At 68.8% G+C, this 24,017-nt stretch carries 20 protein-coding genes; 14 read left to right on the top strand and 6 right to left on the bottom strand.

Going from position 1 to position 24,017, the window contains the following annotated elements; translation table 11 throughout:
* Positions 1 to 114: 114 nt before the first annotated feature.
* The 4 genes from pdxH to ACWEO7_RS01360 all read left to right on the top strand — a co-directional run bounded on the left by pdxH (position 115) and on the right by ACWEO7_RS01360 (position 4,058).
* The gene (pdxH, locus tag ACWEO7_RS01375) at positions 115 to 807 is read left to right on the top strand and encodes a pyridoxamine 5'-phosphate oxidase (RefSeq protein ID WP_452419998.1); all 693 of its coding nucleotides are present in this window, start codon (positions 115 to 117) and stop codon (positions 805 to 807) included.
* 68 nt (positions 808 to 875) lie between these two features.
* Positions 876 to 2,156 carry an MFS transporter gene (locus ACWEO7_RS01370; protein ID WP_452419997.1) on the top strand — a complete coding sequence of 427 codons (1,281 nt, stop codon included), beginning with the start codon at positions 876 to 878 and terminating at the stop codon, positions 2,154 to 2,156.
* A 191-nt stretch (positions 2,157 to 2,347) separates the two neighbouring features.
* Positions 2,348 to 3,661: a citrate synthase gene (locus ACWEO7_RS01365; protein WP_452419996.1), complete on the top strand. Its 1,314-nt coding sequence runs from the start codon at positions 2,348 to 2,350 to the stop codon at positions 3,659 to 3,661.
* A 37-nt stretch (positions 3,662 to 3,698) separates the two neighbouring features.
* Positions 3,699 to 4,058, top strand: coding sequence for an FKBP-type peptidyl-prolyl cis-trans isomerase (locus ACWEO7_RS01360; RefSeq protein WP_355074928.1), 360 nt, complete (start codon positions 3,699 to 3,701; stop codon positions 4,056 to 4,058).
* A 92-nt stretch (positions 4,059 to 4,150) separates the two neighbouring features.
* Here the strand turns inward: ACWEO7_RS01360 and ACWEO7_RS01355 are convergent, their stop codons facing one another.
* From ACWEO7_RS01355 to ACWEO7_RS01335, 5 genes are all read right to left on the bottom strand, one after another.
* Positions 4,151 to 5,320: a hypothetical protein gene (locus tag ACWEO7_RS01355; RefSeq protein ID WP_452419995.1), complete on the bottom strand. Its 1,170-nt coding sequence runs from the start codon at positions 5,318 to 5,320 to the stop codon at positions 4,151 to 4,153.
* A 57-nt stretch (positions 5,321 to 5,377) separates the two neighbouring features.
* Complete coding sequence (locus ACWEO7_RS01350; RefSeq protein WP_452419994.1) at positions 5,378 to 6,754, bottom strand: sensor histidine kinase; 1,377 nt, start codon at positions 6,752 to 6,754, stop codon at positions 5,378 to 5,380.
* Positions 6,751 to 7,464 carry a response regulator transcription factor gene (locus ACWEO7_RS01345; protein WP_452419993.1) on the bottom strand — a complete coding sequence of 238 codons (714 nt, stop codon included), beginning with the start codon at positions 7,462 to 7,464 and terminating at the stop codon, positions 6,751 to 6,753. Before ACWEO7_RS01345 ends, ACWEO7_RS01350 begins: the two co-directional genes overlap by 4 nt.
* Before the next feature lie 122 nt (positions 7,465 to 7,586).
* Positions 7,587 to 7,973, bottom strand: coding sequence for a hemophore-related protein (locus ACWEO7_RS01340; protein WP_355074921.1), 387 nt, complete (start codon positions 7,971 to 7,973; stop codon positions 7,587 to 7,589).
* 118 nt (positions 7,974 to 8,091) lie between these two features.
* Complete coding sequence (locus ACWEO7_RS01335; RefSeq protein ID WP_452419992.1) at positions 8,092 to 10,152, bottom strand: AMP-binding protein; 2,061 nt, start codon at positions 10,150 to 10,152, stop codon at positions 8,092 to 8,094.
* A 320-nt stretch (positions 10,153 to 10,472) separates the two neighbouring features.
* Between ACWEO7_RS01335 and ACWEO7_RS01330 the strand changes: the two genes are divergently transcribed.
* From ACWEO7_RS01330 to ACWEO7_RS01305, 6 genes are all read left to right on the top strand, one after another.
* Positions 10,473 to 14,324, top strand: coding sequence for an ATP-binding protein (locus tag ACWEO7_RS01330; RefSeq protein WP_452419991.1), 3,852 nt, complete (start codon positions 10,473 to 10,475; stop codon positions 14,322 to 14,324).
* A complete protein-coding gene (locus tag ACWEO7_RS01325) occupies positions 14,321 to 14,734 on the top strand; it encodes a roadblock/LC7 domain-containing protein (RefSeq protein WP_011207200.1) in 414 nt (137 codons plus the stop codon). Before ACWEO7_RS01330 ends, ACWEO7_RS01325 begins: the two co-directional genes overlap by 4 nt.
* Before the next feature lie 7 nt (positions 14,735 to 14,741).
* Entirely contained in the window at positions 14,742 to 15,116 is a 375-nt protein-coding gene (locus ACWEO7_RS01320) for a DUF742 domain-containing protein (RefSeq protein WP_452419990.1), read from the top strand.
* A complete protein-coding gene (locus tag ACWEO7_RS01315) occupies positions 15,097 to 15,699 on the top strand; it encodes a GTP-binding protein (RefSeq protein WP_355074914.1) in 603 nt (200 codons plus the stop codon). Before ACWEO7_RS01320 ends, ACWEO7_RS01315 begins: the two co-directional genes overlap by 20 nt.
* Before the next feature lie 51 nt (positions 15,700 to 15,750).
* On the top strand, positions 15,751 to 17,340 hold the full coding sequence (locus tag ACWEO7_RS01310; protein ID WP_452419989.1) for a carboxyl transferase domain-containing protein: 1,590 nt from the start codon (positions 15,751 to 15,753) through the stop codon (positions 17,338 to 17,340).
* 114 nt (positions 17,341 to 17,454) lie between these two features.
* A complete protein-coding gene (locus ACWEO7_RS01305; protein WP_452419988.1) occupies positions 17,455 to 18,312 on the top strand; it encodes an aldo/keto reductase in 858 nt (285 codons plus the stop codon).
* Between the two features lie 22 nt (positions 18,313 to 18,334).
* On the opposite strand, the gene ACWEO7_RS01300 is transcribed toward ACWEO7_RS01305, so the two are convergent.
* The gene (locus ACWEO7_RS01300) at positions 18,335 to 19,438 is read right to left on the bottom strand and encodes an NAD(P)-binding domain-containing protein (protein WP_452419987.1); all 1,104 of its coding nucleotides are present in this window, start codon (positions 19,436 to 19,438) and stop codon (positions 18,335 to 18,337) included.
* 89 nt (positions 19,439 to 19,527) lie between these two features.
* Here ACWEO7_RS01300 and ACWEO7_RS01295 point away from each other — a divergent pair, with 89 nt between their 5' ends.
* The 4 genes from ACWEO7_RS01295 to ACWEO7_RS01280 are packed head-to-tail and all read left to right on the top strand — an operon-like array spanning position 19,528 to position 23,992.
* The gene (locus tag ACWEO7_RS01295) at positions 19,528 to 20,256 is read left to right on the top strand and encodes an enoyl-CoA hydratase (RefSeq protein ID WP_452419986.1); all 729 of its coding nucleotides are present in this window, start codon (positions 19,528 to 19,530) and stop codon (positions 20,254 to 20,256) included.
* Positions 20,256 to 21,398: an MBL fold metallo-hydrolase gene (locus ACWEO7_RS01290; protein WP_452420030.1), complete on the top strand. Its 1,143-nt coding sequence runs from the start codon at positions 20,256 to 20,258 to the stop codon at positions 21,396 to 21,398. Before ACWEO7_RS01295 ends, ACWEO7_RS01290 begins: the two co-directional genes overlap by 1 nt.
* Positions 21,399 to 21,436: 38 nt before the next feature.
* Complete coding sequence (locus ACWEO7_RS01285; protein ID WP_450021020.1) at positions 21,437 to 21,643, top strand: antitoxin; 207 nt, start codon at positions 21,437 to 21,439, stop codon at positions 21,641 to 21,643.
* 48 nt (positions 21,644 to 21,691) lie between these two features.
* Positions 21,692 to 23,992, top strand: coding sequence for an ATP-dependent DNA ligase (locus tag ACWEO7_RS01280; protein ID WP_452419985.1), 2,301 nt, complete (start codon positions 21,692 to 21,694; stop codon positions 23,990 to 23,992).
* Positions 23,993 to 24,017 lie beyond the last annotated feature (25 nt).

Below are 24,017 nucleotides of genomic sequence, written 5' to 3'. Positions count from 1 at the left end.
CTCTCCTTGCACTTGGGTCGCATGTTCTCGTCGATGGGAAGGTGTCGGATTTGACGAGCACATGCCGATCATCAAAACCTTAGCTCCCCGCTACCGAGGAGTAACGTCTGCCCCATGCGTGACCTGGACAATTCATCGGATCTCGCGGCCATGCGGGTCGACTACGGCGGCCTTCCGCACGGCGGCAACGACGACGTCGACTTGGACGAGACCTGGCTCGCCGGCGGCTGGGAGCCGCTGCTGCGACATTGGATCGAACAGGCCACCGCGGTCGGCATCGCCGAACCCAACGCGATGGTGCTGGCCACGGTGTCGCTGGCGGACGGCACGCCGCGGCCGGTCGCGCGGACGGTGCTGTGCAAAGGGCTCTCCCCGAAGGGTGTGATCTTCTACACGAACTACGACTCCGCCAAGGGCGCTCAGTTGACCGCCCTCCCGTATGCCGCGGTCACCTTCGTCTGGCCCGCGCTGGGCAGACAGGTGCACCTGCGCGGCGCGGTCGAGCGGGTTTCCGCCGAGACGACGGTGGCCTACTGGCGTTCCCGGCCGCGCGACTCGCAGCTGGGCGCCTGGGCCTCGCGCCAGTCCCAGCCGATCGGCTCCCGGGCCGAACTGGATCGCACGCTGGCCGAGACGACCGCGCGATTCGCCGATACCGACGAGATCCCGGTGCCGCCGCACTGGGGCGGTTTCCTGGTCCGTCCCGACGAGGTCGAGTTCTGGCAGGGACGGCGGGGCCGGCTGCACAACCGCATCCGGGTGCGGATCCAGGACGCGGGGACCACGGTCGAGCGCTTGCAGCCCTGACCTATTCCCAGTGCCGGCGTGAGAATTCTCGCGTCGATCCGGAAGGGAGGACTGATTACGCTGCGGCGGTGAAACTGCTCGCCGACACCACTCCGCTGCGCAATCCGGACTTCCGACGCCTCTGGAGCTCGGGCATCGTCACCATGATCGGCGCGCAGTTGTCCGTGGTCGCGGTTCCGCAGCAGATCTTCCAGATCACCGGCAGTTCCGGTTACGTCGGCCTGGCCGGTCTGTTCGGCTTGGTGCCACTGATCGTGTTCGGCCTGTGGGGCGGCGCGCTCGCCGACGTGCTGGATCGGCGCAGGCTCCTGCTGATCACCAACTCGGGCACCGGCCTCACCGCCTTGGCCTTCTGGTTGCAAGCGGTGGCCGGGGCGGACAACGTGTGGCTCGTGCTCGGCCTGTTCGCCGTGCAGCAGGCGTTCTTCGCGGTGAACCAACCCACCCGCAGCGCCACCATCCCCCGCCTGTTGCCGGAAGGCCAACTGGCCGCCGCGAACTCGCTGAACATGACGGTGATGCAATTCGGCGCCATCGCGGGACCGGTGCTGGCCGGGGTGCTCATTCCCGTCGTCGGGCTCGCCACGCTCTACCTGATCGATGCGGTCGCGCTGCTGGCCACGTTGTGGGCGGTCTGGCGGCTGCCCGAGTTGCCGCCGACCGGAACGGTGCGCCGCGCTGGGTTCCGCACCGTGCTGGACGGTTTCGGCTACCTCGCCACGCAACGGGTGCTGCTGGCGTCGTTCGCGGTGGACGTGATCGCCATGGTGTTCGGCATGCCGCGCGCGCTGTTCCCGCAGATCGCGCACGAGACCTTCGGCGACCCGGCGACCGGTGGCGTCGCGCTGGGCCTGCTGTTCGCTTCGATGTCGGCGGGCGCGGTGCTCGGCGGCGTGTTCTCCGGGTGGATTCCGCGCATCCGCAGGCAGGGCTTCGCGGTGCTGGTCTGCATCGCACTGTGGGGGCTGGCCATGGTCGGCTTCGGCCTCGCCGTCGGGCTCACCGGCCACGGTCTCGGTCTCGGCGCCGGGCTGTGGATTGCCTTGGTGTGCGCGGCCTTCGGCGGCGCGGTGGACATGGTCTCGGCCGCGCTGCGCGTCACGATGCTGCAGACGGTGGCCACCGACGAGCTGCGCGGGCGGCTGCAAGGGGTGTTCACCGTGGTGGTCGCGGGCGGCCCGCGCATCGGTGATGTTGCCCACGGTTTCGCGGCAGCGAGCCTGGGTACCGCTGTAGCCGCGGCGGGCGGCGGTGCGCTCGTGGTGGTGGGTGTGCTGATCGCGGCGGTCGCGTTTCCGGCCTTCACTCGTTACCGTGTCGGTCGCGCTCATGCCGAAATCGCCGTGTGACGTGCAGTGCTAACCCTTGGCGACCGCGTTTCGCGGTAGCCACCGGACCTCACCGCGCCGGGACGTGTTTGTGAGCCGCCGCAGGACTACCCTCCGGTATTGTCCGCGTCGGCCAACGGCTAGCGTTGAGGCAAGCGCATCGTGCGCCACCGCGCCGGTGCCTGTGGTTCTAGCCTGAGAGGGATCCTTCCGTGCCCGCTGAGAACATCATCAACGTCGACGACGACGCCAAGCCGGTCCTTTCCTACCCCGGCGGCGAGTTCCCGATGACGGTCACCAGGGCCGCCGAGGGCAACGACGGGATCGAGCTGGGAAAGCTGCTGGCCAGCACCGGGTATGTGACGTACGACCCGGGCTTCATGAACACCGCCCCGACCAAGTCGGCGATCACCTACATCGACGGTGAGGCCGGCATCCTGCGCTACCGCGGCTACCCGATCGACCAGCTCGCGGCGGCCTCGACCTTCATCGAGGTCAGCTATCTGCTGATCTACGGCGAGCTGCCCACGCAGGCCCAGCTCGAGGGCTTCACCGACCGCATCCGCAGGCACACCCTGCTGCACGAGGACCTGAAGCGGTTCTTCGACGGCTTCCCGCGCAACGCGCACCCGATGCCGGTGCTGTCCTCGGCGGTGAACGCCCTGTCGGCCTACTACCAGGACTCGCTGGACCCGCGCGACCCCGAACAGGTCGAGCTGTCCACCATCCGGCTGCTGGCCAAGCTGCCCACCATCGCGGCCTACTCGTACAAGAAGTCGGTCGGCCAGCCCTTCCTCTACCCGGACAACTCGCTGAGCCTGGTGGAGAACTTCCTGCGGATGACCTTCGGCTTCCCGGCCGAGCCCTACGAGGTGGACCCCGAGGTCGCCGCGGCGCTGGACATGCTGCTCATCCTGCACGCCGACCACGAGCAGAACTGCTCCACCTCGACCGTGCGCCTGGTCGGCTCGTCCGACGCCAACCTGTTCACCTCGGTGTCCGGCGGCATCAACGCGCTGTGGGGCCCGCTGCACGGCGGCGCGAACCAGGCCGTGCTGGAGATGCTCGACGGCATCAAGGCCAGCGGCAGCGACGTCAAGGAGTTCATCCGCAAGGTCAAGAACAAGGAAGACGGGGTGAAGCTCATGGGCTTCGGTCACCGCGTCTACCGCAACTACGACCCGCGCGCCTCGATCGCCAAGAAGCACGCCGACGCCATCCTGAGCAAGCTCGGCGGCCACGACGAGCTGTTCGACATCGCCCAGGCCCTGGAAGAGGCCGCGCTCACCGACGACTACTTCATCGAGCGCCGCCTGTACCCGAACGTCGACTTCTACACCGGCGTCATCTACAAGGCGATGGGCTTCCCGACCCGCATGTTCACCGTGCTGTTCGCGATGGGCCGGCTCCCCGGCTGGATCGCGCACTGGCGCGAAATGCACAGCGAGCCGCTGAAGATCGGCCGTCCCCGGCAGATCTACACCGGCTACGGCGCTCGCGATTACCGCGAGATCAATAATCGTTGACGAAATCCATCCATCATCTATCGAAGGGGATAGCCGAATGACCAAACCGGAGATCGAGTTCCAGGCAGGGCCCGCGCCCACCGAGCTGGTGATCAAGGACATCATCGAGGGCGAGGGCAAAGAAGCCGTGCCCGGCGGCACCGTGGAAGTGCACTACGTGGGCGTCGAATTCGAATCCGGCGAAGAGTTCGACTCGTCGTGGAACCGCGGCGAGTCCATCACCTTCCCGCTGCGCGGCCTGATCCAGGGCTGGCAGGACGGCATTCCCGGAATGAAGGTCGGCGGTCGTCGTCAGCTGACCATCCCGCCGGAGCTGGCCTACGGCGGGGCGGGCGGCGGTCACCCCCTGTCCGGCAAGACGCTGGTCTTCGTGATCGACCTGCTGAACGCTAACTGATCTGGCGGCGCCTGCGGCGCCGCGTGTTCACGGCCCGCTTATGGCTCGCGTATGGCCCGTCTTCTGTAGAAGAAGACGGGCCATCGTCGTATCTACTTCCTGATGATCTCCACCGGGTCGGTCAGGGCCGCTGCCAGCGCTGCTTGCTGGGTGCCGCTGCGTTGCGGCAGCGCGGCCACCGCCTTGTCGGTTTGCGTGCTCAGGTTGCGCACGATGTTCTGTAACTGGCTCACGCCGCCGGTGAGCTGGCCGATGGCGTCGACCAGTTGGGCGCCGCCCTGTTCGGCGAGCTGCGGTAGGCCCTCAGCGAGTTTCGCGCCTTCGGACAGTTGCGCGCTCGCGCTGGTCAGGCGGTCGACGACGGTGCGGAGCAGGGTGCCGAGATCGGTGTCGGGGTCGACCGCGCCGCCGACGAGCGAGCCGAGGCCGGTCAGCTGGGATCCCGCCTGCGCGGACACGCCGCGCAGCGCTTCCAGCTTCCCGATGATGTCGGCGAGTGCCGGGTCGCTCGCGAACGGCAGCGCGCGCAGCAGCGGCAGGATCTGGTCGAGTCCGCCGCTCACCGTGTTCGCCGTTCGTTCCACCTGCGCGATCGTGATGCCGGTCGAATCGAGGGCCGCGGCGAGCCGGCCCGCTTGCGCGGCGGCGCCGTCGACGGTGGAGTTCAGCAACGCGATGGCCGAAGTGAGTTGCGCCGATCCGGATTTCGCGAACTCCAGGAAGCCGAGCAACTGATCGGCGCCGGAGCTGAACTGGTCGGCTCCCGCGGCGGCCGCCTCGACGCCCGCGTTGAGCAGCTGGGCACTGAACTGCACCTGCGACATCTGCGACCTGGCCTGCGCGACAGCGGTGAGCGCGGCGTCGACGCCTGCCGCGCCGATCCGGTGCGTCACCGCGGTCACCGCGCCGTGCACCAATTCGGCGTCGGCGTGTTCGTTGGTGTCCACGGTGACTTTGGCCCGCTTCGGTTCGGGCCCGGCCAAAGTGCCCATAGACGCCGTGAGGTCGGCGGGCAGCGTGATCACCGCGGCGTAGTCGTCGGTGCTCGCCGCACCCGCCGCCGCGGCGGTCCATTCGTAGCCGCCCGCGTCCTGCAACGCCGTGACCACTCGCGCTCCGGTCGGCCCGGTATCGGCATTGACCAGCGCGATCCCCGTCGGCCCCCGATCCGTCCCGGTCCATGCGGTGAGCCCGGCGCCGAGCGCTCCAGCTGCGACGAGGGCGACGACGAGAAGGCCACAGCGGGCGCGTTTTCCGATCACGCCGCAGACCATAAACGCGGGTTATGGCGCCCCCCTTGGCGTTTCTCTGAGAGTTGTCTAAGTTGCCGACCGCTCCGGTAAGTCCAGGACCAAGCGGATGCCGCCGAGGGTGCCCGCGTCGAAATATGCCCGGCCGCCGTGGAGTTGGGCCTGCTGAGCGACCAGAGCGAGACCGAGCCCGGAGCCGCCCTTGCTCGCCTGGCTGCCGCGGAAGAAGCGGTCGAAGACGGCCTCGCGCTCCTGCGGCGGGATGCCGCGGCCGTTGTCATCGATCGAGATGACGATGTGGCCGTCGGGCGCACGGTGCGCCGAGACAAGGGCCTCGGTCGCTCCGCCGTGCTTGACCGAGTTGGCCAGCGCGTTGTCCACCGCCAACCGCAGCCCGGCGGGCAGGCCGCGGGTGACCAGCTCGGCGTCGGAATCGATGCGCACGACCAGGCCGGGGAAGTGCCGCATGGCGTCGTGCGCGGCTTGGTCGCACAGGTCGCCGACATCGGTGGCGACGTGGTCGCGCTCATTGGTCAGGTCGCCGGTGGCCAGCCGCTCCAGCGCCGCGAGCGTGCTCTCCACCCGGCCCTGGCTGCGTTGCAGGTCGCTCAGAATCTCCGACCGCTGCGACTCGTCCAGGTCGAGTGTGCGCAGTACCTCGAGATCGGTGCGCATCGCGGTCAGCGGGGTGCGCAGTTCGTGGGCGGACACGGCGGCGAAGTCGCGGGCGGTCTCCAGTGCGGCGGCGGTCTGCGCCTGCGCCTGGTCCACCCGCTGCAACATGGTGTTCACCGCGTCGGCCAATTGCTCCGCCTCGTGCACGCCCGCGCCCTCCACCGGCGCCTGCGGATTGCTCGGATCGGGAAACGCGCTGCGTGCGCCCACTTGCCGGGTGAGCCGGACGATCGGGCGCACCGCAGCGCCCGCGAGCAACCAGCCGAGCCCGGCGGCGGCGGCGATGGCCAGCAGCGCGCCGCCGAGCACCCATCGTTGCTGTTCGGCGGTGGCCTCGGCCGCGTCCGCGGCGGGTATGCCGAGTGCCACCACGCGGCCCGCGGGCTGCTTCTCGGTGGTGGTCAGGATCCGGTAGGGGGTGCCGCCCACCGTCACGGTGCGGGAGCCGGTCGGCAACTCGGGTAGTTCGGTGGGCGTGCTCGCGACCACCTCGCCGTTGTCCCGGACGGTCACCGCCATGTTGTTGTTCAAGCCGGTCAGGCTGATGAACCGGACGGCGATCTGCGGCTCGATCAGCACGATTCGCGCCGCGACGTCGAGTTGCTGGTCGGATTGCCGCACGTTGTTGCGCTCGATGGCGCGGATGCTGATCAGGCTGATCAGCGTCACGATGATGATCGCGCCTGCGGCTGCCGCGCCCGCGACGCGGGTGCGCAGCGAAAACGATCGGCGCCGACGGGTTTTCGGCGGTGCGGCGGCGGGCACCGTCATTTCGGCGCTCGCAGCACGAACCCGACGCCGCGGATCGTGTGCAGCAGCCGGGGAGTGCCGTCCACCTCGAGCTTACGGCGCAGATAGCCGACGAAGACGTCCACCACATTGGTGTCGGCGGCGAAGTCGTAGCCCCACACCAGTTCCAGCAGCCGTTCCCGGCTCAGCACCACTCCGACGTTCCTGGCCAGCGTCGACAGCAGTTCGAATTCCCGCTTGGTGAGCTCGATCTCGCGGCCGCGCAGCAGCGCGCGGTAGCCGGCGACGTCCACCTCGAGCGGGCCGATGGTGACCGCTCCCGGGGTCGCGGGGGCTGGTACGTCCGACCGCCTGCGCAGCAGCGCCCTGATGCGGACCACCAGTTCCTTCAGCACGAATGGTTTGACCAGGTAGTCGTCGGCGCCGGACTCCAGCCCAGCGATGCGGTCGTCCACCGACGCGCGGGCGCTGAGCACACAGATCGGCACCTCGTTGCCCATCGCGCGCAAGGCGGTCACCACGCCCGCGCCGTCGAGCACCGGCATGTTCATATCCAGCACGATGGCGTCGGGCGCGTTCTCGTTCACACTGCGCAACGCCTGTGCGCCGTCCCTGGCCACCAGGACTCGGAAGCCGGACAAACGCAGCCCGCGCTCGACCGAGGCGAGCACGTCCTCGTCGTCGTCGACGACGAGAACCGTCGGGTTCGAGGTCGAGGTCACGTCGTCCATTCTGCTCCCCGCCTCCGTGAATCTTCGGTCGTGCGAGTCGGCGCGCGGACTCGCGTCCGGAACCCGGGGATGACCCGCCGGAATACGGAAATGCCCGGCGAGTCACCCGTGTTTCCGCGGGATCAGTAGTTGTGGCAGGTCTCCGCCACGACGCGGATGGTGTCGCGCAACTGCGCGGTCCGCGGGTCGTTCTCCGCCTGGCGCGCCGCGTCCGGGTTCTCGTCGATGGCCCGCCGCAATTCGGCCCTACGCTGCTCGACCGGCTGGTCGAACTTGCGCTGCAACTCGGCCTTCTGGTTCGGATTCGCGTCGAGCATCGCGGCCAGCTGCGGCGCCTTGTCGTGCAGGGCCGCGTCGACCTGAGCGAACGAGCAGTCCGAGGTCAGCAGGGGCTCGGCGTATTCCATCGGGCCCGCGGCGGCGATAGCGGGGCTCAGTAGCAACGTGACCGTGGCGATTCCACCTGCTGCCGCGGCGGCGACGGCGGGGCGGCCTACGGAACGTTTCATATCTCTGCCTCCAGATCATCGAGGGGTTTCGGGCGGTCTCGAGGCTATTTCGAACTGCTGGCACCGACATGAACATCCTCTGAGGAAACTCTGAGGACGTTAACGGCGGTGCGCAAACTCAGGACGGCGCAACCGGATCCACGTCCGGCGCCACCACGTCGTCGGTGTTCTCCGTGACGTGCGCCGCGTCCCGCCATTCGGGACGCGCCGTGCGGATCTGCTGCTCCAGCGCCACCAGCACCGCCGGATCCTCGATGGTGGAGGGCACCTCGAAAGTCTCGCCGGAGGTGATCTGCCGGATGGTCTTGCGCAAGATCTTGCCGGACCTGGTCTTGGGCAGCGCGGTCACGACGATGGCGTCGTGCAGCGTGGCGATCGCGCCGACGTGGGTGCGCACCCGCTCGATCAGTTCGTCGCGCAGCCGGTCGGGATCGATGTCGACGCCGGACTTGAGCACCACGTACGCCAGCGGCCGGTGCCCCTTGAGTTCGTCGGGCAGCCCGATGACGGCGCATTCGGCGACGGCCTCGTGCCCCGCGATGGCCGCCTCGATGCTGCCGGCGGAAAGCCGGTGCCCCGCCATGTTGATCACGTCGTCGCTGCGGCCGAGGACGTACAGGTAGCCGTCCTCGTCGAAGTAGCCGGAGTCGCCGGTGAGGTAGTGGCCGGGATACGCGGAGAGATAGGAGCGCTCGTACCGGGCCTCGTCCCGCCAGAGGCCGGTCAGCGTGCCGGGCGGCAGCGGCAGGCCGATGACGATGTTGCCCTCGGTGTTCGGCGCCACCGCGTTGCCGGAGGAGTCGAGTACGCGTAGTCGATAGCCGGGCACCGGTACCGAGGCCGAGCCCGGTTTGATCGGCAGCTGCTGGAGGCCGAGCGGGTTCGCACAGACCGGCCAGCCGGTCTCGGTCTGCCACCAGTGATCCACGACCGGGCAGTCCGAACGGCCCGCGAGCAGGGTTTCGTCGGCCCAGGCGTAGGTGGCCGGGTCCAGGCGCTCGCCCGCGCAGAACAGCGCGCGCAGGGAGGACAGGTCGTGGCGGTGGGCCAGCTCGGCCTCGGGGTCGGCCTTGCGGATGGCGCGTAGCGCGGTCGGGGCGGTGAACAGCACGTCGACCTTGTGCTTGTCCACCACCCGCCAGTACGCGCCTGCGTCCGGGGTGCCGACCGGCTTGCCTTCGTACAGCAGCGTGGTGGCTCCGACCAACAACGGCGCGTAGACGATGTAGGAGTGCCCGACCACCCAGCCCACGTCGGAGGCGGCCCACATCACCTGGCCCGCGTCGACGTCGTAGATGTTGCGCATCGACCAGGCCAGGGCGACCGCGTGCCCGCCGTTGTCGCGGACCACGCCCTTCGGCTTCCCGGTGGTGCCGGAGGTGTAGAGGATGTAGAGCGGATCGGTCGCGGCGACCGACACCGGGTCGGCCCGCGGCGCGTCGCGGACGGCGTCGTCCCAGTCGAGCCACTGCGCGGCCACGGTCTCCGCCGAACTCGGCAGGTACTCGGTGGCGGGCTGCGGCGCGGGAAAGTGGATCGTGTCGAACTGCGGCCGCTGTTTGACGATCACCGTGCGCGGCGCGGTCGTCCCGGCGAGATCCAGCGCTCGCAGCACGATGGGCGGGTATTCGATCTGCTTGCCCGGTTCCAGGCCACCGGACGCTGTGATGATCAACACCGGCTCGGCGTCATCGATGCGCGCGGCCAGCTCCGGGGCCGCGAAGCCGCCGAACACCACCGAGTGCACCGCGCCGATGCGGGCGCAGGCCAGCATCGCGATCACCGCTTCGGGGATCATCGGCAGGTAGATCACCACGCGATCGCCTGCGGCGACGCCCAGCCGCGCCATCACCCCCGCGAACCGCGACACCTCGTCGAGCAGCTCGGCGTAGGTGTAGACAACGGTGGCGTCGGTCATAGCCGACTCGTATATCAGTGCGGGCTGATCGGCGCGGCTCGGCGAATCGGGGGTGGTGGGGTGGACGTGGCGGTCGAGCGCGTTGAAGGAGGTGTTGAGCCGGGCACCGGAGAACCACCTGGCTACCGGGCGGGCGCCGCTGTCGACGATCTGCGTCGGCGGCACGTCCCAGTCGATGGCTTCGGCCGCGCCGGCCCAGAACTCGGCGGGATCCACCAAGCTGGTCTGGTAGGCCGGTCGGTACTCGTGCCGCACGTTCAACCCCGTGACTCCCTAGCCTCGCCTCGATGCCCGCCTCGATAGATCTGGTTGATTGTGGCAGACTTCACGCGACGCCCGGGTGGGTGCCGCTACCTTTGGTTTTGCCTGGAACTGGCAGGTCAATGATCGCGACATCACGCCCCGTCACCCAAGAAGTTATTGATCCGTTAGAATCTGATGTCACTTATTTGGGCCGTCGTAGACGCAATTTCTCGGCCAGCCGCAGCTCTCGGCCAGCTCCACCTGTCGAGCCAAGCACGCGATTGTGGAGGTTCGGTTGATGGCGCGTGGTAGAGGCCAGTTTGGAAAGTGAGTGGGAGATGCGTGACGCCGCTAGCTCCGGCAGTAGCCGCTGGGCGCTGGGCAACTGGGATCTGCGCTGGAAGGTGACGGCGGTGCTCGCCGTGCCTCTGGCGGTCGCGGTCGGCCTCGGCGTATCCAGGATCTCGTCGGAGTTCGCGGACTCGAACCGGCTCGCCGACATCTCGGAGAACGTCGCCGCCATCCCATCGGTCACCGCGCTCAGCGCGCAGACCGCCACCACCGCGGGCTCGCAGATGATCTCGCTGGGTTCCAACCAGTCCGTCGTGACCGACCAGAACCTCGCGGATCTGGACAAGGCGATCGCCAACGCCGAGAAGGCGGTCACCAAGCTCGACCGGGTGCCCGGCGCGCGCGCGGCCATCGACAGCATGCTCACCCAGGCCAAGGGCGTGCGCGCCCAGGGCAAGTCGGTCTCCACCGGCCCGCCGTCGGACACCCTGGCGCTGATCGACCGCGTCCGCAGCGACAGCGTCCGTATCGTCGAGACGACGGTCGGCCAGGTCAGCGACACCGCGGTGGACGAGGCCAAACTGCGGCTGGTCGACTCGCTCAACACCCGTGCCACGCTGCTCGGCGAGCTGGCTGGCTTTTCCGAGGTGCTGCGCGCCCAGCAGTCCGGCGTCCAGAACTTCCTGATCGCCTCCAACACCGAGCGCGCGCTGCTCAACGTGCTAGCGCATCGCTTCTCCGACGGCGATACCTCGATCGCCGACCTGCGCGCCGGCATCGACACCAGGATCGCGCTGTTGACCAGCCCGCAGTCGCAGGCGGGCCAGCTTCCGGTCGGTGACCTGAAGAAGTCGCTGACCGACAGCCTCGCGGTCTACGAGCACGTCGTCGGCAAGGCGACCAAGGACATCGACTCCGCGATGCAGTCGCTGGTGACCACCGCCCAGCGGGACGCGTGGACCTACACCGCGGTCGTCATCGCGACCATCCTCGCCGCGCTTCTGCTCGCGGTCTTCGTGGCCCGTTCGATGATCGTCCCGCTGCACCGGCTGCGGTTGGCCGCGCTGCGCGTGGCCGAGAGCGACCTGCCGCACGAGGTCGCCCAACTCCGCACCGGCGCCTCGCCGGAAGAGGTGCCGCTGGAGCCGATGCCGGTGCGTAGCACCGAGGAGATCGGTCAGCTCGCGCGCGCGGTCGACGACATCCACGGCCAGGCGCTGCGCCTGGCGAGTGACCAGGCGAAGATGCGTTCGCAGGTCAACGACATGTTCGAGACCTTGGCGCGGCGGTCGAAGTCGCTCGTCGACCATCAGCTCACGCTCATCGAGGCGATGGAGTACGACGAGAAGGACCCGCGCCTGCTGGAGAACTTGTTCCGGCTGGACCATCTCGCCGCCCGTATGCGCCGTAACGGCGATAACCTGCTGATTCTCGCGGGCACCAGGCAGCGCCGCGCCAAGTCCGCCCCGGTCGAGATCGCCGACGTGCTGCGCGCCGCGATCTCCGAGGTGGAGGACTACGAGCGCGTGAAGCTCGGAGCCACGCCGCGCGGTTCGCTGAAGGAACCCGCCGCCTCCGACCTCGCGCATCTGTTCGCCGAGCTGCTCGACAACGCGCTGCGCGCCTCGCCGCCGGAGACCGACGTCAAGTTCACGTTCGCGCAGGCGCACGATCAGGGACTGCTCATCGAGGTGGCCGACCGCGGCATCGGTATGCCGCCCGCCGAGATGGCAGATATCAACCGCCGTCTGGAGCAGACCGCCGAGCCGGGGCCGGACACGGCCCGGCACATGGGTCTGTTCGTGGTCGGCAGGCTCGCCGAGCGGCACGGTCTCACCGTGCGGCTGCGGCCGACCTTCGACACCGCGCGCGATCCGGGCGTGACGGTGACCGTGCACGTGCCCGTCGGACTCATCGTCGCGGGCAAACCGAGCGCGGGGCAGCCCGTCACCCCGCAGCCTTCGCCGCAGGCCGCCGCTCCACAGCGTCCGTCGGCGCCTTCGTCCATGCAGATGCGGGCCGTCCAGCGGACTCCTGGGGGCAATGTCGTGGTCACCGTCGATCCCGGGGTGAGCGGCCCGATTCCGGCCGTGAGCGCCAAGCCCACCGCTTCGTCCAGCGGACCGATCCCCACCGGACCGGGTGGACTGCCGCAGCGGCAGCCGGGTTCGGCGATGACGTCGTCCGGTATGCGCTCGGAGAACCAGGAGTCGGCTACGAGTCTGCGGCCCGCGCCGGGGCAGCCCGCGCCGAGTGGTCCGCAGCGTGGCAAGCTCGCCGCGGCCAGCCTGCCCAAGCGCAACCTCAGCCCCGGCGGTCCGCCGCCGCGCCAGCCCGGTGGGCCCGCCGAGTCGTCCGGAACCGGCCTGCCGTCGCGTGAGCCGAACTCGGGCGAGCTACCGGTGCGTCAGCCGGGCGCCAACGGCGTGCCGCAGCCGAGCGCCGGTCTGCCGCAGCGCCAGCCGGGTACCAACGGCGTGCCGCCGCGAGACGCTTCGAAGGGCATGCCGCAGCGGGAATCCGGTTTGGGCGGTCTACCCCAGCGTGAGTCCGCCTCCGGCGGTCTGCCGCAGCGTGAGTCGGCCGCGGGTGGTTTGTCACAGCGCGACGCCGGTTTGGGCGGCTTGTCGCAGCGCGACTCCGGTTTGGGTGGCCTGCCGCAGCGTGAGTCCGCATCTGGCGGCCTGCCGCAGCGTGATTCGGCGGCGGGTGGTCTGCCGCAGCGTGAGCCGGGTGTGACGCGTCTGCCGTCGCGTGAGCCGGGCGCCACCGGCCTACCGCAGCGGCAGCCGGGTTCGAACGGTGTGCCGCAGCGTGATTCGGCGGCGGGTGGTCTGCCGCAGCGTGAGCCGGGTGCCACGGGTCTGCCGTCGCGTGAGCCGGGCGCTACCGGTCTGCCGTCGCGTGAACCGTCCATCGGCCTGCCGTCGCGTGAGCCAGGTGCAACCGGCCTGCCGCAGCGTGAATCGGGCGCGACGGGTCTGCCGTCGCGTGACCTGGGCGCTACCGGTCTGCCGCAGCGTGAATCGGGTGCCACCGGCCTGCCATCGCGGCAGCCCACGCCTGGCCTGCCGCAGCGCGATGCGGCGCCCACCGGTCTGCCGCAGCGTGAACCCGGCAACGGTCTGCCGCAGCGGGATGCCGGTGCTCACCGTCTGCCGCAGCGGGATCCGGGCTCCGGCGCGCTGCCTGCCGTCGGCAACGGTCTGCCGCAACGCGATGCGACGGCGAGCGGTCTGCCGCAGCGGGACGCGGGCCCGGCCACCGGTCTGCCGCAGCGTCCGCCCGCGCCGTCGAGCCTTCCGCAGCGCGAGAGCGGGCTGACCGGTCTGCCGCAGCGGCAGCCGGGCGCCCAAGCGCCGCAGCGCCAGCCCGTGCCGCCGGGTATCGCGCTGCCGCAGCGCGATCACGGTGGCCAGCACGCCGCGAGCCCAGAGCAGCCCGCCGCCTCGCCGGGGCGCGATCCCGGTAAGCACAGCTTCCGGTCCAACCCGGCCAAGACGGCCTCGTTCTTCCAGACCAGGTTGCAGCCCGCGGACGAGTCGGGAGCGTCGATGGGCGGAACGCCGATCTTCGCCGAGATGATGTCGGCGTGGCTGTCGGATCCCAACACGGATAGGTCCCAGGTGGCTGCCTCCTTCGAATCGCCGGGTGACGAGGGTTGGCAAGCGGCTCGCCGGGCCAGCGAGGCGCAGCCGGAGACGAAAACGGCGGCGGGGTTGCCGCAACGCAATCCGGGCGGAAGGCTTGTCCCCGGCGGCGTCAGCGGTTCGGCGGATCGGGCGCCGCGCCGCGACCCAGAAACGATCAGGTCCAGCTTGAGTCGTCACCAGCAGGGCGTCCGGGATGGCCGCGCAATGAGAGCAATGAACCTAACCGGAGATAAAGGAGACCGATGAACCCCGATCTAGGTGGTACGAATCGTCAGCTGGATTGGCTGGTTTCGAACTTTGCCAACGAGGTTCCTGGCGTAGCCCATGCTGTCCTGGTTTCGGCTGACGGCCTGCTCATGGCCGCGAGTGCCCAACTGCCCGTCGACCGCGCCGAACAGCTTTCGGCCGTCACGGCCGGTCTGGCCAGCCTGTCAGTCGGCGTCTCGAACCTGTTCGAGGGCGGCACCGTGCTGCAGTCCGTCGTCGAGATGGAGCACGGTTACCTGCTACTCATGGCTGTCGGCGACGGTTCCTATCTCGCTGTGCTGACCAACACTTCGTGTGACATCGGTCAGGTCGGCTACGAGATGGCTCTGTTGGTCGAGCGGGTTGGCCAGACTGTTCAGGCCACACCACGCGTCACGATGGGTTCCTGATGGTGGGATGGACATAGAAGATCACCGCGTGGGAAGCGTCGAGCCCAGCCTCGTACGGCCGTACTCGCTGACCGCAGGCCGCACCAGGCCCGCGGTCGAGTTGGCGTTGGAGGCTCTCGTCGCATCGCATCCGGTCGCCCCGGAGCGGCAGTTCGAACTGACCAACATCGAGACGTCAATCGTGGAGTTGTGCAGAGAATCGCCGTCCGTTGCCGAGGTAGCAGCCCGATTGGGTATCCCTATCGGGGTGGCCCGTGTGCTCGTGGCCGATTTGATCGAGGCCGGGCACGTGCGCGTTTCGGCGACTTTGAAAGACGATTCCAGCGACGATGAGCGTCGCGAGCTGATCGAAAGGGTTCTCAGTGGACTCCGGCGTATTTGATTCGACGGCGCAGGTCGACACTCGTACCAGCAAGCCAACATCGGCGAAGATCGTGGTCGCGGGTGGCTTCGGCGTCGGGAAGACCACGTTGGTCGGTGCTGTCTCGGAGATCGTTCCGCTGCGCACCGAGGCATTGGTGACCAATGCCAGCGCCGGGATCGACAATCTGACCGGCATCCCGATGAAATCGACCACCACCGTGGCGATGGACTTCGGCCGGATCAGTCTCGCCGACGATCTCGTGTTGTACCTGTTCGGCACGCCCGGCCAGTACCGATTCTGGTTCATGTGGGACGACCTGATCCGGGGCGCCATCGGCGCCGTCGTACTGGTCGACACCCGCAGGCTGGAGGACAGCTTCGCGGCCGTCGACTACTTCGAAGCGCGCGGCCTACCCTTCCTGGTGGCGCTCAACGAATTCGACGACGCTCCGCGTTACCCGATCGAGGACATCCGGCAGGCGCTCGCCGTGCCTGCCGATGTGCCGATCATGTCCATCGACGCCCGTCGCCGGGAGCCGGCCAAGCAGGCCCTGGTCGCGCTCACCGAGTACGCGCTGCGCAAGGTGATGCAGGGCTACTGAGTGCTCGCGCGGCTCACCGGAGCACTGGGTAGGGCCGGATAGGCTCGCCCGGTGCGTACTTCGGCGCGAGAGTTACTCGGGCAACTGCTCGACAAGGACTCGTTCGTCAGCTGGGACCGGCCGCCGGTGACGGTGGCCGTTTCTCCGCGGTACCGCGATGCCTTGCGGAAGGCGGCCGTCGCGGCGGGCACCGACGAATCGGTGCTCACCGGCGAAGGGTTGCTGCGTGGTCGGCACGTGGCCGTGATCGCCTGCGAGTTCGGCTTTCTGGCCGGCTCGATCGGTGTCGCGGCGGCGGAGCGGATCGTCTCGGCGGTCGAGCGCGCCACCGAACTCGGGCTGCCTTTGATCGCTTCGCCGACCTCCGGCGGGACCAGGATGCAGGAGGGCACCGTCGCCTTTGTGCAGATGGTGAAGATCGCCGGTGCGGTGGCGGCGCACAAGTCGGCGGGGTATCCCTACGTCGTCTACCTTCGCAACCCGACGATGGGCGGCGTTTTCGCGTCGTGGGGTTCGTTGGGGCACATCACTTTCGCCGAACCCGGGGCGCTCATCGGGTTTCTCGGCCCTCGGGTCTATCAGGCCCTGTACGGCAGACCTTTCCCGGAAGGCGTGCAGACCGCGGAGAACCTGTATCGGCGCGGCGTAATCGACGGCGTTCTGACGATTCCGGTCTTCCGCCGTATCGCCCATCGCGCGTTGAGTGTGTTCAGCGGCATCGAATTGCCGGATTCGGCTGCTGGACGGCACTTTTCCGAACCGATCGCGGCATCGGAGTCACACCCGCCGGTATCTGCTCCGCATTCGAACGACGTTGCGGCAGAATCGATTCAGCCCGATGTCGAATGTGATCGCGCCGCGGGCGATCGGGTGTGGCGGTCGGTCCTCATCTCCCGCCGCCCGGAGCGCCCCGGCATCCGGGATCTCCTTCGTCATGTGACGCAACGAGTTCCGCTCAGCGGCACCGGTCAGGGCGAGTCCGATCGCACCGCCGTGCTCGCTCTGGGCCGTTTCCGTGGGCAGCCGTGTGTGGTGTTCGGGCACGATCGGCGAGGGCAGCAGGGTGAGAACACCATGGGTCCGGCCGCGCTGCGCGAGGCGCGGCGCAGTATGGCGCTTGCTCAGGAGTTGCGGTTGCCCTTGGTCCTGGTCATCGACACCGTAGGCGCGGCGCTGTCGAAGGAGGCCGAGGAACGCGGGCTGGCGCCCGAGATCGCTCGCTGCATAGCCGATCTGGTGACGTTGGATACCCCGACCGTGTCGGTGCTGCTCGGCCAGGGCACCGGCGGCGGCGCGCTGGCGCTACTGCCCGCCGACCGGGTGCTCGCCGCCACACATGCGTGGCTGGCCCCGCTGCCGCCGGAGGGGGCGAGCGCCATCGTCTTCCGTGACACCGATCATGCTGCGGAATTGGCTGCGGCGCAACGGATCAGCGCCCCTGACTTGCTGGCCGACGGCGTGGTCGACCGGATCGTGCCGGAATTGCCCGACGCGGCGGACGAGCCGGTGGACTTCGCCCGCCGGATGGTCGCCGCGATCGCGCACGAACTGGCGGCCTTGCGCGCCCGTCCGGAATCGGAGTTGCCGACGGCACGGCAGACGCGGTACCGGCGGCTCGGGTTGCCCGGCTCGACGAGCTGACCGCGGGTGAACGCGGAAAGTCCGCGGTCCGCGAGCCCCGTTCCCAGCAAATTACAAGCCAACACACCCGAGTGCGTGATTGACGGTTCGCCGCCACACTTCTACCGTCGGAATGTGACCTTCAAAAGCGAGACCAGCACCGTCCCCTCGATCGTGCTGAACGACGGGAACGTGATCCCGCAGCTCGGCTTCGGCGTGTTCCAAGTGCCCTCCGAGGACGTCTTCTCGGCCGTCACCACTGCGCTCGAGGTCGGCTATCGCAGTATCGATACGGCCGCGATCTACGGAAACGAAGAGGGCACCGGCCGTGCGATCAGGGAATCCGGCCTGCCCAGGGACGAGATCTACGTCACGACCAAGCTGTGGAATGCCGACCAGGGCTACGACTCCACGCTGCGCGCGTTCGACGCGAGCCTGCAACGGCTCGGCTTGGACTACCTCGACCTGTACCTCATCCACTGGCCGGTGGCCGAGGCCGACCGCTTCGTGGATACCTTCCGTGCCTTCCAGGCCCTGAAGTCGCATGGCCGGGTGCGGTCGATCGGCGTCTCGAACTTCACGGTCGCGAACATTCAACGGCTCATCGCCGAGACCGGTGAGATCCCGGTGGTGAACCAGGTCGAGCTGCACCCGAGGCTGGCACAACGCGAGCTGCGCGAGTACCACGCGGGTAACGCGATCGCCACCGAGGCGTGGAGCCCGCTCGGGCAGGGCACCTTGCTCGAGGAGAGGACCATCACGGCGGTGGCCGCCGAGGTCGGCCGCACCCCGGCACAGGTGATCATCCGCTGGCACCTGCAGTTGGGCAACATCGTCATTCCCAAGTCGGTCACACCGTCGCGGATCGCCGAGAACTTCGACGTATTCGGTTTCGAGCTGACGCCGGAGCAGATGGACGCGATCAACGGTCTGGATGCCGGTGCGCGCATCGGTCCGGACCCGGACCGGTTCACCTACGGCCTGATCGACTGACCGCGGGAATCGCCGGGGCCGGTCAGCGCAATCCGAGATATTCGGTGAGTTCGAGGGCCGCCGCGCGCCCCGCTCGATTGGCCCCGACCGTGCTGGCCGAGGGTCCGTATCCGATCAGGTGGATGCGCGGATCGGCGGACACACGGGTGGCCAGCCGTCCCGACATGGTGATGCCGCCGCCGGGACCGCGCAGTCGCAGCGGCGCGAGGTGGTCCAGCGCGCTGCGGAAGCCGGTGGCCCAGAGGATCACATCCGCTCGCTGAAAGGCTCCGTCGGCCCACCGCACCCCGTCGGGCTCGATGCGTTCGAACATCGGCAGGCGGATGAGCGCGCCGCGGGCCCGCGCCGCCCGTAGCCGGTCATCGAGCGGCAGCCCGGTGACCGAGACCACCGATCCCGGCGGCAGCCCACGCCGCACCCGGTCTTCGACCATCGCGACCGCGGCGCGGCCGGCCGCTTCGGTGAAGGTGTTCTCGCGGAAGCGCGGCGGTGTCCTCGTCACCCAGGTCGTCGTGGTGACTCGGGAGATCTCGTCGAGCAGCTGGACCGCCGAGATCCCGCCGCCCACGACCACGACGTGCTCGCCCGCGAACTCCTCGGCGGTGCGGTAGTCGTGGGTGTGCAGCTGGCGACCGGCGAAGGTCCGCGCCCCCGGGTAGTGCGGAACGAACGGACGCTCCCAGGTGCCGGTGCAGTTGATCAGGCCGCGTACCCGGATCGTGCCCGCCGTGTCGGTCTCCGCGTTGAGCACCGCACCCCGCTCGGCGGGGGCGCCTTCCTCGGTCCGGTCGCATACCACGGTGACCGATACCTGCCGGTGCACGCGCAGGTCGAATCGTTTCTCGTACAGCTCGTAGTAGTGCGGCACGGCGGTCGCGGCGGGCACGGACGACGAACCGGGCGGCAAGGTCTCCGAGAACGACATACCGGGCAGATCGTGCACGCGGTTGACCGTGTCCAGGGTGAGGGAGGGCCAGCGGAACTGCCACGCGCCGCCGGGGCCGGGCGACCGATCGACGAGCAGATAGTGCCGCTCGGGACGCAGTCCGAGGCGCTGGAGGTGGTATCCGGCCGAGAGTCCCGCCTGACCAGCGCCGATTACCAGGATGTCGAAGTCGGTCGGCACAGCCGGTGATCGTATCGCCCGGCGCGAAACGGGTAGTCCGCTGTGGCAGAGTGAAGAGAACAGACGGACCGTTCAGTCGGGGAGGTCGCATGCTCGGGGTCAGCCGCGATGGTGACGTGGTCACCATCGAACTTCAGCGGGAGGAGCGCCGCAACGCGCTCGATCACGAACTCGTGACACTGCTGCGCGAGGCAGTGCTCGCCGCGGTTGCCGACCAGGCCCGGGCCATCATATTGACCGGACGGGGCCCGGTGTTCAGCGCGGGCGCCGACTTGTCCGGGGTGTATTCGGGCGATTTCCTGTCCGGATTGCTGGAAATGTTGCACGCCATCGAATCGGCCCCGGTCCCGGTGATTTCGGCGATCAACGGCGCCGCGATCGGCGCCGGTGTGCAGCTGGCGCTCGCTTCCGACCTGCGGGTGATCGCGCCGGAGGCGTACATCGCGGTCCCCGCGGCGAAACTGGGCATCACCGTCGATAGGTGGACCGTGCGCAGGCTGGCCGCCTTGATCGGCGGCGGTCCGGCGCGGACGGTGTTGCTGGGAGCCGAACAGATATCGGCCGACGACGCCTACGCGTTCGGGTTCGCCAACCGGATCGGCACCGTGGCCGACGCGCAGGCTTGGGCCAAGCACATCGCGGCGCTGGCCCCGCTGTCCCTGCGGCACATGAAGCTGGTGCTCAATGACGACGGAACGCGCGATCCGGAAACCGCGCAGCAGCGCGCGGCACTGGAGGCCGCGTGGACGAGCGAGGATGCCAAGGAGGGTCGTTTGGCCAGGCAGGAAAAGCGCCCCGCGAAGTTTGTGGGGCGATGATGGACATCAGACGGATCGCGGGCGCCGCGGCAGGCGCGCTCGGCCTCACCTGGGTGGTACGGGCGGTGTGGGACATCCCATCGGCGATGGGCGCTTCGATCTCGGCGATCCAGCCGTACGCGGTGGGTGCGGCCACCTATCGCGATCGACAGTTCCACAACACCGAGCCCAGTAGCCAAGTGGTCGCCGGTTCCGCTCCCTCACTGCTGGTCTCGGCGCTGACCCAGCGCAACGTGGGCCGGCCGAGGGGCAGCATCCCATTGCGGACGCCGCAGCAACCGGACACGGCGGCCGCTCTCGCCGTCACCTGGTACGGCCACGCCACGACGTTGATCGAGGTCGACGGGTACCGGATCCTCACCGATCCGGTGTGGAGCGAGCGCGTTTCGCCGTCGCCGCTGGTCGGCCCGGCGCGCATGCATCCCGTGCCGCAGCCGCTGGCCGACCTGCCGCCGATCGACGCGGTACTCATCTCCCACGACCACTACGACCACCTGGACAAGGAGACCGTCCGGGAGTTGGTGGCCCGCCAGAGCGCACCGTTTCTGGTCCCGATCGGTATCGGCGCCCACTTGCGGCACTGGGGTGTCCCGGAGGATCGCATCGTCGAATTGGACTGGGGCGGTTCGGTGACGCTCGCCGAGCTCGGCCGGGACCGCGACGGCGTGGATCTGGCGATCACCTGCACGGAGGCACGGCATTTCTCCGGGCGCGGCCTGCTGCGCAACACGACGTTGTGGGCCTCGTGGTCGATCGCGGGGCCGACCCGGCGGGCCTACTTCGGCGGCGACACCGGCTTCACCAAGGCGTTCGCCGAGGCGGGTGCGGCGCTCGGCCCGTTCGATCTGACGCTGCTGCCGATCGGCGCCTACGACGAGCGCTGGCCGGATGTGCACATGAATCCCGAGGAAGCGGTCCGGGCACACGCCGACCTGTGCGGCGGGAATCCCGGCCACGGATTGCTGGTGCCCATTCACTGGGCCACCTTCAATCTCGCCTTCCACGGCTGGTCGGAGCCGGTCGCGCGCATGGTGGCCGCGGCGCGGGCAGCGGGCACCGATGTCGCGGTGCCGATGCCGGGGCAGCGTGTGGACCCGTCGAGCGCCCCACCCGCGGGTACGTGGTGGGAGAATATCGGCTGAACGACTCCGGACAATCGTTGACAGGAAGGATCACGGCGATGAGTTTCGCGGATACGGTCAAGGGCCTGGTCGACAAGGGGAAGGACGCGGCGGCCAAGAACGCGGGCAAGATCAATCACGCGGTCGACAAGGCCGGTGACTTCATCGATCAAAAGACGCACGGCAAGTACTCGGACCAGATCGCCAAGGGCAAAGAGGCCGCCAAGAAGGTGGTCCCGCCGGATCAGTCCGGACCGCACGCCTGAGCCCAGCGGCGGAGGCCGCACCGCGGCCTCCGCCGCTACACTTCGGATATGGCGGCCCGCCGCGAGTTCGGTGGTATCGAGGTTGACCTGAGCAACCTCGACAAGGTGCTGTACCCGGCCACCGGAACGACCAAAGGCGAAGTGATCGCCTATTATTCGGCGATCGCGCCCGCCATGCTTCCGCACATCGCGGGGCGGGCGGTCACCCGGAAACGCTGGCCCAACGGGGTGGACGAACCCTCCTTCTTCGAGAAGAACCTCCCGTCGCACGCGCCCTCCTGGATCGAGCGGCGCACCCTGCGCCATTCCGATCGCAAGGTCGTCTATCCGCTGATCGATTCCGAAGCGGGGCTGGCCTGGCTCGCGCAACAGGCCGCGCTGGAAGTCCATGTGCCGCAGTGGCGTTTCGACGACGACAGCATGGGCCCGGCGACCAGGTTGGTGTTCGACCTTGACCCGGGCAAGGGCGTCGGGCTCGCCGAATGCGCCGAGGTGGCGCTCGCGGTGCGCGAGCTGGTCGAGGGCATCGGGCTGCACGCCTTCCCGGTGACCAGCGGCAGCAAAGGAATTCACCTGTACGTGCCGTTGGATCGCGTGCTGAGCTCGGGTGGCGCCTCCACGGTGGCGAAACAGGTGGCCACGAATCTGCAACGGCTGCAACCGGACCTGGTCACGGCGACGATGGCGAAGGCGGCGCGCGGCGGAAAGGTCTTCCTGGACTGGAGCCAGAACAACCCTGCCAAGACCACCATCGCACCCTATTCGATGCGGGGACGGGCCGAGCCGAACGTCGCGGCCCCGCGCACGTGGAAAGAGATCGAGAACCGGAAGAAGCTGCGGCACCTGCGGTTCGACGAGGTGCTGGCCAGGTACCGGTCCGACGGCGATCTGCTCGCCGAGCTGGATCCGCGGATCGCGCGGGACGCCTCGTCCTCGCCCGACGCGTTGACCAAGTATCGGTCGATGCGCGATCCGTCCCGCACGCCCGAACCCGTACCCGCCGAGTCACCCGCTCCGGGGGCCGACAACCGCTACGTCGTGCAGGAACATCATGCGCGACGCCTGCACTGGGACGTGCGGCTGGAGCGCGACGGGGTCCTGGTGTCCTGGGCGGTGCCGAAAGGGCCGCCGATCTCCACCGACCAGAACCGTCTGGCCGTGCACACCGAGGACCATCCGATGGAGTATCTCGACTTCCACGGCGCCATCCCGAAAGGCGAGTACGGCGGCGGAGAGATGACGATCTGGGACTCCGGCACCTACGAGACCGAGAAGTGGCGCGACGACGAGGTCATCGTGCGATTCCACGGCAAGCGGCTCAACGGCCGGTACGCGCTGATCCAGACCAAGGGCAACCAGTGGCTGATGCATCTGATGCGCGCACGGAACGGCGCCGAACCGGGGGAGGAGCCGGACGAGCCGCCGGGCCGGATCATCCGTCCGTCGAACGGGCCCGCGACGCTTCCGCGCGGTCTGGCGCCGATGCTCGCGACGCACGGCGAGGTCGCCGAGCTCGGCGCCGACGAGTGGTGCTTCGAGACGAAGTGGGACGGCTTCCGGCTGATCGCCGAGATCGACAACGACGCGCTGACTTTGCGCAGCCGGGCGGGGAACGTGGTGACCGACCGCTATCCCGGTATCGCGGCGTTGCGGCGGGAACTGTCCGCACACCAGGTGGTGCTGGACGGCGAGGCCGTCGTCTTCGACGATCACGGCGTCGCGAATCTCGGTCTGCTGCAAGCCGACGCGGCGCGTGCGGTATTCGTCGCGTTCGACGTGTTGTACCTGGACGGTACGTCGCTGCTGCGCAAACGATATGCCGATCGCCGCAGGGTCTTGGAGGCGCTCGCGGCGAACGCGCCGTCGCTGGTGGTGCCGCCGCGACTGGACGGCTCGGGCGCCGATGCCCTGCGCTACAGCCAGGAGCACGGGCTGGAGGGCGTGGTCGCGAAGCGCAAGGACTCGGTGTACCTACCGGGCAAGCGCGGGCACGCCTGGGTGAAGCAGCGCAATTGGCGCACTCAGCGGGTGCTGATCGGCGGGTGGCGGCGCAGCGCGGCACGGGAGTTCAAGTCGCTGCTGATCGGCATTCCCCACGACGGTCTGCTGTACTACGTCGGCCGGGTCGGAACCGGGTTCAGCGAGCCGGACATGCGGGAGCTGGCCGCGCGGCTGCGCAAGCTGGAACGCAAGACCTCGCCGTTCGACAACGAACTCACCGCCGAAGAACGCAAGGAAGCGGTGTGGGTGACGCCGAAACTCGGTGGCACCGTGCGGTTCATGAACTGGACCGAAGCCGGACGGTTGTGGCATCCGGCGTGGCTCGGCCCCGCGCCCGGCGCTGGGTAGGGTTGGGGCGCGGTTGTTCCCAGCT

The organism is Nocardia sp. NPDC004260 (assembly GCF_053603155.1).
The sequence above is the reverse complement of the archived record's forward strand: the minus strand, read 5'-3'. Positions and strand labels throughout refer to the sequence as shown.

Bases quoted from the DNA above. Each gene is read 5' to 3' on its own strand.
- pdxH (WP_452419998.1), top strand. From the start codon at position 115: ATGCGTGACCTGGACAATTCATCGGATCTCGCGGCCATGCGGGTCGAC.
- ACWEO7_RS01360 (WP_355074928.1), top strand. From the start codon at position 3,699: ATGACCAAACCGGAGATCGAGTTCCAGGCAGGGCCCGCGCCCACCGAG.
- ACWEO7_RS01350 (WP_452419994.1), bottom strand. From the start codon at position 6,754: ATGACGGTGCCCGCCGCCGCACCGCCGAAAACCCGTCGGCGCCGATCG.
- ACWEO7_RS01345 (WP_452419993.1), bottom strand. From the start codon at position 7,464: ATGGACGACGTGACCTCGACCTCGAACCCGACGGTTCTCGTCGTCGAC.
- ACWEO7_RS01340 (WP_355074921.1), bottom strand. From the start codon at position 7,973: ATGAAACGTTCCGTAGGCCGCCCCGCCGTCGCCGCCGCGGCAGCAGGT.
- ACWEO7_RS01330 (WP_452419991.1), top strand. From the start codon at position 10,473: ATGCGTGACGCCGCTAGCTCCGGCAGTAGCCGCTGGGCGCTGGGCAAC.
- ACWEO7_RS01325 (WP_011207200.1), top strand. From the start codon at position 14,321: ATGAACCCCGATCTAGGTGGTACGAATCGTCAGCTGGATTGGCTGGTT.
- ACWEO7_RS01320 (WP_452419990.1), top strand. From the start codon at position 14,742: ATGGACATAGAAGATCACCGCGTGGGAAGCGTCGAGCCCAGCCTCGTA.
- ACWEO7_RS01295 (WP_452419986.1), top strand. From the start codon at position 19,528: ATGCTCGGGGTCAGCCGCGATGGTGACGTGGTCACCATCGAACTTCAG.
- ACWEO7_RS01290 (WP_452420030.1), top strand. From the start codon at position 20,256: ATGGACATCAGACGGATCGCGGGCGCCGCGGCAGGCGCGCTCGGCCTC.
- ACWEO7_RS01285 (WP_450021020.1), top strand. From the start codon at position 21,437: ATGAGTTTCGCGGATACGGTCAAGGGCCTGGTCGACAAGGGGAAGGAC.
- ACWEO7_RS01280 (WP_452419985.1), top strand. From the start codon at position 21,692: ATGGCGGCCCGCCGCGAGTTCGGTGGTATCGAGGTTGACCTGAGCAAC.